This is a genomic window from Arthrobacter globiformis (assembly GCF_030815865.1).
Classification (GTDB): domain Bacteria; phylum Actinomycetota; class Actinomycetes; order Actinomycetales; family Micrococcaceae; genus Arthrobacter; species Arthrobacter globiformis_B.
Genome location: NZ_JAUSXI010000001.1, coordinates 1 through 12,778, shown reverse-complemented (window position 1 = coordinate 12,778; position 12,778 = coordinate 1). Strand labels below are relative to the sequence as shown.

15 protein-coding genes are annotated in these 12,778 nt (G+C 66.7%); 11 read left to right on the top strand and 4 right to left on the bottom strand.

From position 1 onward, the window contains the following. The first annotated feature begins 206 nt into the window (after positions 1 to 206). The 6 genes from QFZ33_RS00075 to QFZ33_RS00050 all read left to right on the top strand — a co-directional run bounded on the left by QFZ33_RS00075 (position 207) and on the right by QFZ33_RS00050 (position 6,513). Positions 207 to 1,280 carry an iron-siderophore ABC transporter substrate-binding protein gene (locus QFZ33_RS00075; RefSeq protein WP_307031590.1) on the top strand — a complete coding sequence of 358 codons (1,074 nt, stop codon included), beginning with the start codon at positions 207 to 209 and terminating at the stop codon, positions 1,278 to 1,280. Positions 1,281 to 1,304: 24 nt separating this feature from the next. Further along, the gene (locus tag QFZ33_RS00070) at positions 1,305 to 2,414 is read left to right on the top strand and encodes a FecCD family ABC transporter permease (RefSeq protein WP_307023713.1); all 1,110 of its coding nucleotides are present in this window, start codon (positions 1,305 to 1,307) and stop codon (positions 2,412 to 2,414) included. 104 nt (positions 2,415 to 2,518) lie between these two features. Beyond that, complete coding sequence (locus tag QFZ33_RS00065; protein ID WP_373427322.1) at positions 2,519 to 3,544, top strand: FecCD family ABC transporter permease; 1,026 nt, start codon at positions 2,519 to 2,521, stop codon at positions 3,542 to 3,544. Beyond that, complete coding sequence (locus QFZ33_RS00060) at positions 3,544 to 4,371, top strand: ABC transporter ATP-binding protein (protein WP_307023711.1); 828 nt, start codon at positions 3,544 to 3,546, stop codon at positions 4,369 to 4,371. The genes QFZ33_RS00065 and QFZ33_RS00060 overlap by 1 nt, the downstream gene beginning before the upstream one ends. Positions 4,372 to 4,436: 65 nt before the next feature. Further along, positions 4,437 to 5,441: a siderophore-interacting protein gene (locus tag QFZ33_RS00055; RefSeq protein WP_307031586.1), complete on the top strand. Its 1,005-nt coding sequence runs from the start codon at positions 4,437 to 4,439 to the stop codon at positions 5,439 to 5,441. 226 nt (positions 5,442 to 5,667) lie between these two features. Next, positions 5,668 to 6,513, top strand: a complete 846-nt coding sequence (locus tag QFZ33_RS00050) for an SGNH/GDSL hydrolase family protein (RefSeq protein ID WP_307023709.1) — start codon at positions 5,668 to 5,670, stop codon at positions 6,511 to 6,513. Here QFZ33_RS00050 and QFZ33_RS00045 read toward each other — a convergent pair. Further along, the gene (locus QFZ33_RS00045) at positions 6,510 to 6,794 is read right to left on the bottom strand and encodes a YciI family protein (protein ID WP_307023706.1); all 285 of its coding nucleotides are present in this window, start codon (positions 6,792 to 6,794) and stop codon (positions 6,510 to 6,512) included. The genes QFZ33_RS00050 and QFZ33_RS00045 overlap by 4 nt on opposite strands. A 98-nt stretch (positions 6,795 to 6,892) precedes the next feature. Between QFZ33_RS00045 and QFZ33_RS00040 the strand changes: the two genes are divergently transcribed. Further along, positions 6,893 to 7,375 (top strand): MarR family winged helix-turn-helix transcriptional regulator, encoded by a 483-nt coding sequence (locus QFZ33_RS00040; RefSeq protein ID WP_214851356.1) that lies wholly within the window; start codon positions 6,893 to 6,895, stop codon positions 7,373 to 7,375. 88 nt (positions 7,376 to 7,463) lie between these two features. Next, complete coding sequence (locus QFZ33_RS00035) at positions 7,464 to 8,225, top strand: SGNH/GDSL hydrolase family protein (RefSeq protein ID WP_307023703.1); 762 nt, start codon at positions 7,464 to 7,466, stop codon at positions 8,223 to 8,225. Between the two features lie 49 nt (positions 8,226 to 8,274). On the opposite strand, the gene QFZ33_RS00030 is transcribed toward QFZ33_RS00035, so the two are convergent. Genes QFZ33_RS00030 through QFZ33_RS00020 form a run of 3 tightly spaced genes read right to left on the bottom strand, consistent with a single transcriptional unit; the run spans position 8,275 to position 11,121 of the window. Further along, entirely contained in the window at positions 8,275 to 9,120 is an 846-nt protein-coding gene (locus tag QFZ33_RS00030) for an FAD:protein FMN transferase (protein WP_307023701.1), read from the bottom strand. Next, positions 9,104 to 9,658, bottom strand: a complete 555-nt coding sequence (locus QFZ33_RS00025) for an FMN-binding protein (protein WP_307023699.1) — start codon at positions 9,656 to 9,658, stop codon at positions 9,104 to 9,106. The genes QFZ33_RS00030 and QFZ33_RS00025 overlap by 17 nt, the downstream gene beginning before the upstream one ends. Beyond that, complete coding sequence (locus tag QFZ33_RS00020) at positions 9,655 to 11,121, bottom strand: ferredoxin reductase family protein (protein WP_307023697.1); 1,467 nt, start codon at positions 11,119 to 11,121, stop codon at positions 9,655 to 9,657. Before QFZ33_RS00020 ends, QFZ33_RS00025 begins: the two co-directional genes overlap by 4 nt. A gap of 477 nt (positions 11,122 to 11,598) precedes the next feature. Between QFZ33_RS00020 and rpmB the strand changes: the two genes are divergently transcribed. The 3 genes from rpmB to rpsN are packed head-to-tail and all read left to right on the top strand — an operon-like array spanning position 11,599 to position 12,312. Beyond that, on the top strand, positions 11,599 to 11,835 hold the full coding sequence (rpmB, locus tag QFZ33_RS00015; protein WP_050687447.1) for a 50S ribosomal protein L28: 237 nt from the start codon (positions 11,599 to 11,601) through the stop codon (positions 11,833 to 11,835). Continuing rightward, positions 11,835 to 12,002, top strand: a complete 168-nt coding sequence (rpmG, locus tag QFZ33_RS00010) for a 50S ribosomal protein L33 (RefSeq protein WP_003798558.1) — start codon at positions 11,835 to 11,837, stop codon at positions 12,000 to 12,002. The genes rpmB and rpmG overlap by 1 nt, the downstream gene beginning before the upstream one ends. Positions 12,003 to 12,006: 4 nt before the next feature. Then, positions 12,007 to 12,312 (top strand): 30S ribosomal protein S14, encoded by a 306-nt coding sequence (gene rpsN, locus QFZ33_RS00005; protein WP_003798555.1) that lies wholly within the window; start codon positions 12,007 to 12,009, stop codon positions 12,310 to 12,312. Positions 12,313 to 12,778: the final 466 nt, after the last annotated feature.

Genomic DNA, 12,778 nt, shown 5'->3' with positions numbered 1-12,778 from the left:
GGGCGTTTACTCCTTTGAGTGAACCATTGTTCACCCTTGGCTGGCAAGGCGCAGAACGTTATCCTGGCCACTCGGGACAATTACGTGACGCAAACCTTTCGTAATCTTCGGAAGGGTAGGCTAGCCTTACTTGGGTTTGCTTCATTCACCTAAGGAGTTCCGTGACTTCCCCCTTCTTCCCCCGCCGGCAGGCCGCTTTATACGGCATTGCTGCCGCTGGCACCACGCGCCGCTCACTGCTCAAGACCGCCGGCAAGGCCACCGCCGTCCTCGCCGCCGCGGCACTCTCCCTGACCGCATGCTCCACAGGGCCTGCCTCCACCGCTTCGGAAGCCAGCGCCACTTCATCCGCCAGCGCGCAGTTCCCCGTCACCATCAAGCACGTCTTTGGCGAGACCACCATTAAGGAACAGCCCAAACGCGTCGTCACGGTCTCCTGGGTCAACGACGACGTTGCAATCGCGCTGGGCGTAGTTCCGGTGGGTGTGCCCAAGAACGAATGGGGCGGCAACGACAAGGGGTCCACGCCGTGGAAGGACGCCGCGCTGGAGAAGCTCGGCGCGGGGTTCGGTTCGGACAATGCCCCGGTCCAGTTCTCCGAGGCTGACGGCATCAACTTCACTGAGATCGCCAAGCTCAATCCGGACGTCATCCTGGGTGCCTACTCCGGCCTGACGGAAGAGGACTACAAGAAGCTCAGCGAAATCGCGCCAGTGGTTGCCCACCCCGAGCTGGCCTACGGCACATCCTGGCAGGACTCCACGAGCATCATCGGCAAGGCGCTGGGCAAGGAAGCCGAAGCCACGAAGTTGATCGCTGACACCGAGGCCACCGTCAAGGACAAGGTTTCCGACTACCCGCAGCTCGCCGGCAAGAGCTTCATCTACGGAAACCTCGAGCCGGCCAAGAGCGACGGCGTGAACGTGTACACCGCCAACGACAACCGGCCGCGCTTCCTCAGCGAGATCGGCATGAAGCTCGCCCCCGTGGTGGAGGAGAACTCGAAGGGATCCAAGGAATTCTTCATCCCGTGGTCCGCGGAGAAGGCCAACGAGCTCGAGTCCGACATCTTCGTGACCTGGGTCCCGGACGCCAAGACCACCGATTCCATCAAGGCTGACCCACTGCTGGGCCAGATCCCGGCCATCAAGAACGGCGCCATGGTCGCGGACTCGGACAACACGCTCACCCTGTCCATCTCGGCCTCCTCGCCGCTGAGCCTGCCGTGGTCGCTGGACACGTTCCTGCCGCAGCTGGCCAAAGCCGCCGACGCTGCCTAGCCCGGGTTCGGTAGACAGCCTCCCATGACATCGAGCACGACGACGGCCCCCGCCACCCAGCGCGAACGGACACTTGGAGCCCCTGTGGCCGCGGTTGAGGGGCCGCAACTGCCCGTTCGCGCCCAGCCTGCGCGCAAGGTCCCCGGGCCGCGCCCCGCCTGGCTGCTGGCCGCCGTCGTCGTGCTCGGTGTTGTCTGCGGCGCGTCACTGGCCGTGGGCGCCCGCGGCCTGGCCTTCGAAACCGTATGGCAGGCCCTGACCCAGTTCAACCCGGCGGACGGCGACCACGCGGTGGTGCATGCCCGGATCCCGCGGACGGTCCTGGGCCTGCTCGCCGGTGCGGCGCTCGGCCTGGCGGGCGCGGCCATGCAGGGCGTGGCGCGCAACCCGCTGGCAGACCCGGGCATCATCGGCGTCAACGCCGGTGCCGCCCTGGCCGTGGTCACCGGGATCTATATCTTCGGCATCTCCTCGCTGACCGGTTACATCTGGTTCGCGTTCATCGGGGCTGCTGCTGCCGCCGTCGTCGTTTACCTCATTGCCTCCATGGGCCGGGACGGCGCGACACCGGTCAAGCTCGCCCTGGCGGGCGCCGCCCTGAGCGCGGGGCTGTTCTCACTGATGAACGTCATCCTGGTCTCCAGCCAGGACACCCTGGACCGTTTCCGCTTCTGGCAGGTGGGCGGCATTGCCGGGCGCGACTGGTCCATGGTGCTGCCCGGGGTGCCGTTCCTCATCGCTGGGGCACTGATCGTGCTTCTGACGGGACGGGTCCTTAACAGCCTGGCGCTGGGCGACGACGTCGCCCGCGGCCTGGGCCAGAACGTCGGACTGGCCCGCGCCGTCACCGCGCTGGGCATCGTCCTGCTGTGCGGTGCGGCGACGGCGCTGGCCGGCCCCATCGGGTTCGTGGGCCTCGTTGTCCCGAACGCCGTCCGCTCCCTGACCGGCCCCGACTACCGCTGGATCTTGCCGTTCTCCGCCGTGCTCGCACCCGCGCTGCTACTCGTGTCCGACGTCGTGGGCCGGGTGATCCTGCTACCCGGCGAGGTCCCGGCCGGCATCATGACCGCCTTGATCGGCGCACCGGTCTTCGTCTGGCTGGTCCGGTGCGGCAAGGGGGCGGGCCTGTGACTCCGAACCCGACCACCGCGGCCACCGGGAAGCGCGAACGGACACTTGGGCCCCCCACCCCCGTTCGCGCTTCCAACCGGGGGCGGAGCCTGCTGAACGGGAGCCTGCTGAACAGGACAACGGTACTGGCCGCCGGCGTCGTGCTTCTGTTGGCCGCAAGCATCCTGCTGGGCAGCTACACCGTGACCATCCCCGACTTCTTCAAAATCCTCGCTGCCCACTTCACCGGCGGCGAGAAAATCCCCGGCGCCAGCTTCATCGTGATGGAGGCCAAGCTGCCGCGGGCGGTCATCGGCATGCTGATCGGCCTGGCCTTCGGACTCTCGGGCGCGCTGTTCCAGACCATGCTCCGCAACCCGCTGGCCAGCCCGGACGTGATCGGCATCAGCTACGGCGCCAGCGCGGCCGCCGTCCTGGCCATCGTGGTGTTCGGGGCCTCCGGTGCCGCGGTGTCCGGTGCTGCCCTCGGCGGTGCAATGGCCGTGGCGGCGCTGATCTACGGCATCTCCCGCAGCGGCTCCCTGGGTCTCGGCGGCGGCAGCCGCGGGAACGGCGCCGGTAACCGCCTCATCCTCGCCGGCGTGGGCATCGCCGCCGCGCTGCACGCCATGGTCAGCTTCCTCATGACCCGGGCCGACGTCCGCACCGCTGCGGAAGCGCTGATCTGGATCAACGGCTCGCTCAACTCCGCCAGCTGGGACCGTGCGGGCGTGCTGGCCCTGACGCTGATGGTCCTGGTTCCGGTCGCCTCCCTGCTGGACGGCCCTCTGCGCATCCTCGAACTGGGGGACGACGCCGCCGCGGGACTCGGCATCCGCGTGGCCGCGACCCGGCTGGGTCTGGTGCTCACCGCCGTCGCGCTCGCCGCAGTTGCGACGGCGGCCGCCGGGCCCGTTTCGTTCGTCGCCTTTCTTGCCGGCCCCATTGCCCGCCGTTTCACCGGCCGCTCCAGTCTCCCGGCGGCGGCCCTGATGGGCGCCCTGATCGTCCTGGCGGCGGACTACTTCGCCGCCAATGTCGCCCCGTTGCTGCTGGACGGCACCGTCCTGCCGGTCGGCGTCGTCACCGGCGCCCTCGGCGCCCCATTCCTGCTGTGGCTCCTGGTCACGTCCAACCGAAAGGATGCCTGATGGCCGTTCTTCAAGCCCGGGACCTCACGCTGCAGTACGATCAGCGGCGGGTCGTGGAAAACCTCACCGCAGAAATCCCTGAGGGCAGGGTGACCATGATCGTGGGCGCCAACGCCTGCGGAAAATCCACGCTGCTGCGAGGGCTGTCCCGGCTCCTCAAGCCTGCCGGCGGCACGGTCACCCTCGACGGCAAGGACATCCACTCCCGCCCGGCGCGCGAGCTGGCCCGTATCCTCGGACTGCTGCCCCAGCACCCGACGGCGCCGGACGGCATTACCGTCCGTGACCTGGTGGGCCGTGGGCGGTACCCGCACCAGGGCATTTTCCGCAGCTGGTCGGAGAAGGACGACGCCGCGGTGCAGCGTGCGCTGGAGGCCACCGAGACGCTGGGGCTCGCCGGGCGGAACGTCGACGAACTCTCCGGCGGTCAGCGCCAGCGGGTGTGGATCGCCATGGCGCTCGCCCAGGAAACGGACGTGCTGCTGCTCGACGAGCCCACCACCTACCTGGACCTCGCCCACCAGGTTGAGGTGCTGGACCTGGTCACCGACCTCAACCGCCAGCGCGGCACCACGGTGGCGATCGTCCTGCATGACCTCAACCTCGCCGCGCGGTACGCCGACCATGTCATCGCCCTGAAGGCCGGGCGGATCGTGGCCGAGGGCGCATCGTCCAGCGTGATTACCGAGGAGCTGGTCAGGAGTGTCTTCGGACTGGAATCCCGGGTGGTGCCGGATCCGGTGTCCGGCACCCCGCTGATCATCCCCCTCGGCAGGCACCACGCCGACCCAAAAGTTCAGACCACGACCCTGGAGATGGCCTCGTGAGCGCAGCACAGAACAGTTCCGCCCGCACGTCCATCACGGACCGCCCCGGCTTCGCCACCGAGCCGATGACCCTGGCGTTTGATGTCACCGTCTCGGCCGTGCAGGAGATGAGCCCGAATTTCCGGCGCGTGACGTTCGGCGGCTATTCGCTGCGCGACTTCGGTGTCCACGGCGACAGCCTGGACCTGCGTATCAAACTCATGATTCCTTCGCTGGCGCCGGACAACAGCCGGCTTCCGCTGCCGAAGTTCCGGATGGAGGAGAGCGGCTGGTACCAGGAGTGGCTGGCCATGGATCCGGCCACCCGCGGCGCCATGCGCACCTACACGGTCCGGCAGGCCCGGCTGGACGCCGTCTACCCGGAGATCGACGTCGACTTCGTGATGCATTTCGACGCCGCCGGCGACGGCGGTCCCGCGGCGAACTGGGCGCTGACGGCCGAGCCGGGCGACGCCATCACCCTGATCGGGCCGAACAACCGTGCGGCGCACTGCGTCACCGCCGAAACGTACTCGGGCATCGAATGGCGGCCCGGCCTGGCCGGACGGGTGCTCCTGGCCGGCGACGAGACGGCTGTCCCCGCGATCAGCGCCATTCTCGAAAGCCTGCCCGGCTACATGACCGGGCATGCCTTCCTGGAAGTACCGGACGCCGGCGACTTCCTCGATCTGGAGACGGCGGCCGACGTCGAAATCACCTGGCTGGCACGCGGCGCCTCGATCGGCAGGTCCCGGCCGCACGGCGAGCTCCTGCAGGAGGCGGTGCGCGCGGCTGTCCCCGTGCCGGGCTGGGTGGGCATCAAGTCCGCCGACGCCGCCGGCCCGGAGCCCGACGACGTGAACGTTGACCAGGAGATCCTGTGGGAAACCCCGGCACGACTCGATGCCGCCGCAGTCAGCGCAACGAAGAACCCCGACAAGCCCGCAGGCGCCCTGCCGTTCTACGCGTGGATCGCCGGGGAATCCGCGGTCATCAAGGACATGCGGCGCTACCTCGTCCGCGACGTCGGCATCGACCGGAAGCAAGTGGCGTTCATGGGGTACTGGCGGCAGGGCAAAGCCGAACTCTGACCCTGGGTGTCGGGCCTGGTCCGCCCTCCCTCCCTCCCAGACGCTTCCTCGAGTTTCGTCGCTTGAACCCGGACGCTTCGTCAGGTTTCGTCGCTTGAACCCCGGACGCTTCGTCAGGTTTCGTCGCTTGAACCCGGACGCTTCCTCAGTTGCAAGGTCGGGGCGCGAACGGTGACGTTCATCTGGTGTTTCCCTAGGTGTTGCTCCTGGTGTGTACCTTGTCGGGGTGGGTGTCTCTCCTTTGCTTCCGGACCGGGGCAGGCGGCGGGTCTTCGTTGCCTTGGGGGACTCGTTCACCGAGGGCGTGGGTGACCGGAGTTCCAGGCTGCCGAACGGGGTGCGGGGCTGGGCTGACCGCGTGGCGGAGAAACTGGCCAAGGCAGAACCCGGCTGGCATTACGCCAACCTTGCCATCAGGAGCAAGCGGCTGCGCCACATCGTGGATGAGCAGCTGGAGCAGGCACTGGCCATGGATCCCACGCTCATCACCCTCTATGCCGGCGGCAACGACATTTTGGACTTCGGCACGGACATGGACCAGCTCCTGGCCCAGTACGAGGAACTGGTGGCCCGGCTGGCGGCCACCGGCGCCACCCTAGTCCTGTTCACGGGGTTCGACGTCAAGGTGTCCGCGGTGCTGGAACCGCTGAAGAAGCGCAACACCCTATATAACCGGCGGGTCCGAGAGCTCGCCGCCAAGTACGGGGCTGTACTCGTGGACTATTGGTGTTTCGAGGCCTTTCACGACCGCAGGATGTGGGACATCGACCGGCTGCACATGTCCAAGGCCGGCCACAAGTACCTCGCGGCCCAGGTTCTGGATCACCTGGGTGTTCCGCACAAGATCAGCCTCACGGAATGGGAGCCGCCGGCCAGGATGACACTCCGCGACTGGGAGAGGCGGCAGCGGCGCTGGATGAATGACTGGGTGCTACCGCTGTTTGGCCGAAAGCTCCGCGGCGTCACACTGGGCGACAACCTTGGCCCCCGCTGGCCCCAGGCGGTGAAGGTCCCGCGCAAAGGCGGCCTGAAAAAGCTGATGGAGCCGGACGGTGGCGGACGCGCAGGCTAGTCCAGCAGGTTCTCGAACCCCGGCGCAGTGCGGTTTGCGGCGAATTCCATGACATCGAAGTCGGCGACGCCGTGCACGTTGAACGGGTCCTTGGCCAAGGACCCGTCGAGGGTCGGCCGGTCGGCCCTGGAGAGCAGCACGCCACCCGTGCGCGGAACCTTGCGGCCGGCGGCGATGAAGACGCCTTCGTCAAAAGCATCCTTCAGCCAGTCCACGTGGGCCTCCAGATGCTGGTCCACGATCTCTTGGGCAACCTTGTAGGTCAGGGAAACTACGTACATGACGGCCAGCCTACCGTCAGAGCCTTCGCCGCCCGGCGACTCGCCGCCGCCGGAACCGGCCTTGAACCGTCAAGCGTTAGTTCTCCTAGGATGGAGTAATGACCGAACCGCACTGGCTCAACGCCAATGAACGCCGGGCATGGCTTGCCCTGCTGAGCATCAACACTATGCTGCCCGCGTCACTCGATACCCAGCTGCATGCTGCCGGCAAGGTGTCGCTGTTCGACTACAACGTGCTGGCGATGCTCTCCGAGGCCGAGGGGCGCTTCCTGCCGATGAGCGAGCTGGCGGCGCGGACCAGCGCTTCCCTCTCCCGGCTCTCCCATGTGGTTACCAAACTCCAGAACCGCGGCTGGGTGGAACGCCGGCCGCATCCCGGCGACGCACGCGTCACCACGGCGCACCTCACCGAACAGGGCATCGCCACCATCGTGGAACTGGCGCCGGGCCACGTCGAATCCGTGCGCTCGCTGTTCCTCGACGCCCTGACTGAGCGTGATGTAGCGGACCTCGCACGCATCGGCGAAAAGATCGTGGCCCGACTGGACAGCAATCATTGGATCCTCCGCGAGCGGCAGTAGTAGCAGCACCCAGGCAGTCGCCCGGCAGCAGCTGCGCCCCACGGACCCGTCTTGGTTGCTCCCGGCAACGGGTGGCAGACTTGCACCCATGGATTTCACGGCCCGCTACGTTGCCCTCGGAGATTCCTTCACGGAGGGCGTCGGCGACGACGACCCGGCGCGGCCCAACGGGCTCCGTGGCTGGGCTGACCGGGTGGCGGAGCAGCTGGCCTCGGCTGACCCCGGCTTCGGGTACGCCAACCTTGCCATCCGCGGCCGCAAGCTACGGCAGATCCTGGCCGAGCAGGTGGACGCCGCCATCGCGCTCAATCCCACACTGGTGACCCTGTACGCCGGTGCCAACGACATTCTCCGGCCCAAGATCGACATAGACGACCTGCTCGCGGACTACGAAAACGCCGTCGGGAAGCTCGCGGCCACGGGTGCCACCGTGGTGCTGTTCACGGGCTTCGACGCGCGGGGCTCGAAGGTTTTCGGCACCATGCGGGGGCGCACGGCCATCTACAACGAACTCGTGCGCGGCATCGCCGGGGACCACGGCGCCCTGCTGGTGGACTACTGGCGCTTCAACGAGTACTACGACTGGGGCATGTGGGCCAAGGACCGGATGCACATGTCCGCCGCCGGGCACGCGAACATGGCCAAGCGTGTCCTGACGGTCCTCGAACACGAGCACTCCATCGAGGTCCCGCCGATGACCCCCGTCCCGGAGCTCAGCAAGGCGGAGGCGTTGAGGGCTAACGCCCGTTGGGTCCGGGAATTCGCCGCACCGTGGGTGGTCAGGAGGGTCACGGGTAAGTCCTCTGGTGACAACCTCCAGCCCAGGTACGCCCAGCTCACCCGGTTTTAGGCATCCCGGGAAGGCCCTCCGCCCGGGGCGATCCCGGGTCGATCCGAAACTACCGCCGGAACCCGCCCGTTGCCAGCAGCTCGCCATTTGCACGGACGGCCAGCGCCTCGATGTCCCACATGGCGGTGGCGCGGTTGAGCATGGGGACCCCGCCCGCCACGATTGCGGTTGCCAGCACATCGGCCGTGACCACGTCCGCCACGGCGACGGAGACCTGCCGGAATTCCGCGGCCCCGGCCGTGACGCTCCAGATGTGATCCCCGCGCTCAGCGGAACCGGAGGTGGCCAGCGCCGCCCGGGTCCCGCCGTCGGCCGTCTTTTCACCCAGCGGAGGCGAACCCAGCGCCGCCCCGCCCAGCGGGAATCCGGCGAGCAGGGTCCTCCTGTCCGCCGGGTCAACGATCCCCGCCCGCCACGGCACATCGATGCCGGGATTGGGGGAGCCGCTGACCAGCACGTCCCCGCCGGCGTTCAAGCACCAGTTGGCCAAGCCGAGCGCCATCAGCGACATGCCGGCTTCCCGGATGGCGTGGCCCTTGACGATTCCGGAGAGATCCAGCGCCCCGTCCGGACGTTCCGGCGTGAATGCCCCTTCGGTGAGGAGCCTCCACTCGGCCGCCTCCTCATATCGCGCCCGCATTTCTGCCGATGCCTCCGGCAGAGCGAGTTCGCCGCGCACCAGCCGGCTCGCTTCCGAATCTGGGCGGTAGAGGCTGAAGATGCTGTCCAGTTCCGTGAACAGGCGTTCGACGACGGCGGTCGCCGCGTCCAACTCATCCGCCACCGCCTGGGATGCTTTGTGAGCGTCCGTGGGGACGGTCAGGCTGATGACAGTTCCCATGCAGGTGAAGGTCCGGGCCTGGAGCCGGTGCGTGGTCTCAGAGGTTCGCTGCATCGAGGGCTGCCTGGAGGGAGTTGAGGTAGGCGTCGCTGGTCACGGTGGCGCCGCCCACGGTCTGGACATCGCCGGACTGTGCCTGAAGCACCTCGCTGCGAAGAATCGGGGCGGCATAGTTGCTGATCTGCACGGACCGGCCCTCGGCGTCGGTGAGTTTCAGGGCTGTGACGTCGGTGATCTGCCCGGACTTCACGGTGATCTGGACCTGCACGGTGCCGAAGCGCGTCTGGACCAGAGCGCCGTCGTACGTGCCGCCGGCCTTGGCCGCTGCACCCGCGGCTCCGGACGCGCCGGATGCGTCCGTCGTCCCGGAACTGCCAGTCGTGCCGGAATTGCCGGTCGTTCCCGACGGCGCTGCGGATTCCGACGACGCCGCGCCGCTGCTGCCCGTGGTGCCCGTCCCCGAAGCCTGATTTCCCGTTGCTGCGGCCGCGACCGCGCTGCGTGTATCGGCCACATGGACACCTGATTGCCAGCCGACCAGGAGGATGCCGGCCGAAGCCAAGGCGGCTGAAACTGCTGCTCTGATTCTCACCAGTCGAACCTTTCGTGATGGAGCTGATCTTCATGGACGCCGGCGGCGCGGGCCGCGGTCAGGACGTGGCCTGCCCACCGCGAGGGCCCGCATACGTAGACGTCGGCATGGGCGATTTCCGGTACGTAGTCCGCCAGGGCGTAGCCTGCCCGATGCTCGGCGGCCGGAAGCCAGCTGTCTGGTGAGCCGGCGTCCCTTCCGCCCGTCAAATGGAACAGGGTGGCGCCGCGCTGCCGGCATAGTTCGAGGATTTCATCGCCCAGGTAGAGCTCCTGGTTGCTATGCCCGCGAAGCAGGACCGTGGCCTGTCCGGGGGCGAAGGGGGTGGTCTCCAGGAGGGCCCGCAGCGGCGTGATACCGATGCCGGCGCCGACCATGACCACGCGGTCCTTGCTGCGAGCTGCCGAGCTGAAGAGTCCGTAGGGCCCTTCGATGGCCACCTTCGTTCCGCGCCGCAGCCTTAGCAGTTGGGCGGAGCCCCGGCCCAGATCACGAACCGTGATCCGCAATCTCCCGTGCCCATCAGGTCCTGTCCGCACCGGCTCCGCAGACAGACTGAACGGATGCGGATGCCACCACAGCCCCGGGGCGAGGAAGCGCCAGATGAAGAACCGCCCGCCGTTGCCGGCCAGCGAGCCGAGCTGCAGGCCGCTCATTTCGATGTTGACCACCCCGGGAGCTACGGAGGTGACGCGCTCAACCGTGAGCTGATGCCTGAAGGTTGCCCGTACAGGCTGGATAACCCGGTAGTACAGCAAGCCGGCCCCGGTGGCGATGCAGATGCCGAACCAGTACCAGCGCTGCCAGGTGCCGACGGCGAACAGCCCGCCCACGCTGAACTGGTGCGGCAGCGAGGTGAGCACGGCAGCATAGGTGAGCAGGTGCACGGCGTACCAGAATTCGTAGGGGAACCGCCGGCGGACCGCCACCAGGGACGTGACAACAACCGCGATGAAGAGGGCCAAAGAGATGAAGGCGAGCCACATGTCGGGCACCAGCACCCAGAGCGCCACAGCTTCGCTGACCGGGTCGAGCCCTTCTGCCATGCCATATCCCACCGCGATGAGGAGCCCGTGGGCCAGCAGCAGGTACAGCGAGGGTTTCCCGAGCTTCCGGTGAAACTCCAGTGCCCGGTCATGTCCCACCGCGCCGTCGATGAACGGAATCCTGGCGGCCAGCATGAGCATGAGCAGCACCAGGTCCATTCCGGCAAGGCCGGTAACAATGCCCAGTGCCGTGACCACGCCGGCCGGCGAGGACGCCGCCGTCAGGCCGCCGTCGGCAAGCCAGAGCGCAACCGAAGCGGCCAACGAGGACCAGGCCGTCACCGTCAGGGCATCGGCGCGAAGGAGCCTGCGCCGGTGCTGGCCGGCGAAGCGGCCGGCCTCCTGAACCGGAGCAGGCCCGTGGCCGGGGCGCATCGGGCTGCCGGTCCCGGGGGAGGGCAAGAGCTGTGTGTTCATGGCTCAAGATTCCGCCCCGAGCCTTTGACTTTGCTGTGAGGAGCCTTCTTTCCGGATATGTCTTGGTTTCCGGATATGTCTTGGAGGGAAGCCCTGGCGACGGTGTCGGGCCGCGTTATACATCGTTCCCCGCCGGATTGGTCTTTAATTCGCGTGTCTCGTAGACTTGGTTGGCGCTAGGTGGCGCGGAGCGTGTGCAATTGCTCCGGTTTGCGGTGGCTGTTGGCAGTATTCACAGTCCTGGAGGCCGGTAGTTAGGGGCTCAAGTTGCGTGCATTCCTGTATTTCGCCCAGCATCCCGGCATTTCGCAGTGGTTTCCATTGCCAGTGTTCGTGGCTCATCGCATTCCGCCGCAGTAAACCCGGTTCGCCGGTGTTGAAACGTGCGGACGCGTGAGGCTGGATGCGGACGCCGCCTGCCGCACGGTGAAGCAGAACTCTGCCAGCCGTTTCATTCATTTTCAGAGGAGAGTCGTCATGGCAGCACACTGCCAGGTGACCGGAGCCGAGCCGGGCTTTGGACACAGCATTTCGCACTCGCACCGCCGCAACAAGCGCCGGTTCGACCCGAACATCCAGAAGAAGCGCTACTGGGTTCCGTCCCTGCGCCGTAATGTCACCCTGCAGGTCTCTGCAAAGGGCATCAAGACCATCGACGTACGCGGCATCGACGTTGTCGTCGCCGCCATCCTGGCACGAGGAGTGAAGCTCTAGTGGCAAAGGACAAGGACGTACGTCCGATCATCAAGCTCAAGTCGACCGCGGGCACGGGTTACACCTACGTAACCCGTAAGAACCGTCGTAACGATCCGGACCGCCTGGTCCTGAAGAAGTACGACCCCAAGATCCGCCAGCACGTCGAATTCCGAGAGGAGCGCTAAACACATGGCTAAGAAGTCCAAGATTGCTCGCAACGAGCAGCGCAAGGTCATCGTTGAGCGTTACGCTGCAAAGCGCCTCGAGCTGAAGAAGACCCTGGTTGACCCGAACGCGACTGACGAAGCACGCGAAGCTGCACGCCTCGGCCTGCAGAAGCTGCCCCGCAACGCCTCCCCGATCCGTCTGCGTAACCGCGACATCATCGACGGCCGTCCGCGCGGTACCTTCCAGAAGTTCGGCATCTCCCGTGTCCGCTTCCGCGACATGGCTCACCGCGGTGAGCTCCCGGGCATCACCAAGTCTTCCTGGTAATTCAGTACCGCTGATTCCAGCTGCTTGAGGAGGGCCGGCAACCACATGGTTGCCGGCCCTCCTTTGCGTTAAAAGGTTTTTGTTAGCACCGGCCACTAGTTGCGCCAGGGGGACATGTAGCTGTGCGGCAGCACACATAACCGATGGCGACGGCGGAGGCTCCCCGGAGTGCCCGCGCGCACCCTTTCCCCGCGGAAACACGGGGATCCCATGCTCTTGGGAGGACAGTTTGCGGTCGTGCGGCAGCGGGTGTATTGTTTTCTAAGTCGCCGCGAGGGAGACAGCGAAGAGCTGGTCACCGCGGGCGGCCAAATCCCCGAAATTTAGACCATGATTTGGTGACTCTTTAGGTCGCTGGAGTGTGGTGGGGCTGGTTTTCCTGCCGATGAGGATCCTGAAACACGGATTTGCATCGGGGAGTGAAACCGGGTAAGTTTGAAAAGTTGCTCCGGAGCGATCCTGAACG

What these genes read in the sequence shown, in the direction of transcription:
- QFZ33_RS00070 (WP_307023713.1), top strand. Translation starts at nt 1,305, where the DNA reads ATGACATCGAGCACGACGACGGCCCCCGCCACCCAGCGCGAACGGACA.
- rpmB (WP_050687447.1), top strand. Translation starts at nt 11,599, where the DNA reads ATGGCAGCACACTGCCAGGTGACCGGAGCCGAGCCGGGCTTTGGACAC.
- QFZ33_RS00045 (WP_307023706.1), bottom strand. Translation starts at nt 6,794, where the DNA reads ATGTACGTAGTTTCCCTGACCTACAAGGTTGCCCAAGAGATCGTGGAC.
- QFZ33_RS00030 (WP_307023701.1), bottom strand. Translation starts at nt 9,120, where the DNA reads ATGCAGCGAACCTCTGAGACCACGCACCGGCTCCAGGCCCGGACCTTC.
- QFZ33_RS00035 (WP_307023703.1), top strand. Translation starts at nt 7,464, where the DNA reads ATGGATTTCACGGCCCGCTACGTTGCCCTCGGAGATTCCTTCACGGAG.
- QFZ33_RS00040 (WP_214851356.1), top strand. Translation starts at nt 6,893, where the DNA reads ATGACCGAACCGCACTGGCTCAACGCCAATGAACGCCGGGCATGGCTT.
- rpsN (WP_003798555.1), top strand. Translation starts at nt 12,007, where the DNA reads ATGGCTAAGAAGTCCAAGATTGCTCGCAACGAGCAGCGCAAGGTCATC.
- QFZ33_RS00060 (WP_307023711.1), top strand. Translation starts at nt 3,544, where the DNA reads ATGGCCGTTCTTCAAGCCCGGGACCTCACGCTGCAGTACGATCAGCGG.
- QFZ33_RS00020 (WP_307023697.1), bottom strand. Translation starts at nt 11,121, where the DNA reads ATGAACACACAGCTCTTGCCCTCCCCCGGGACCGGCAGCCCGATGCGC.
- QFZ33_RS00055 (WP_307031586.1), top strand. Translation starts at nt 4,437, where the DNA reads ATGACCCTGGCGTTTGATGTCACCGTCTCGGCCGTGCAGGAGATGAGC.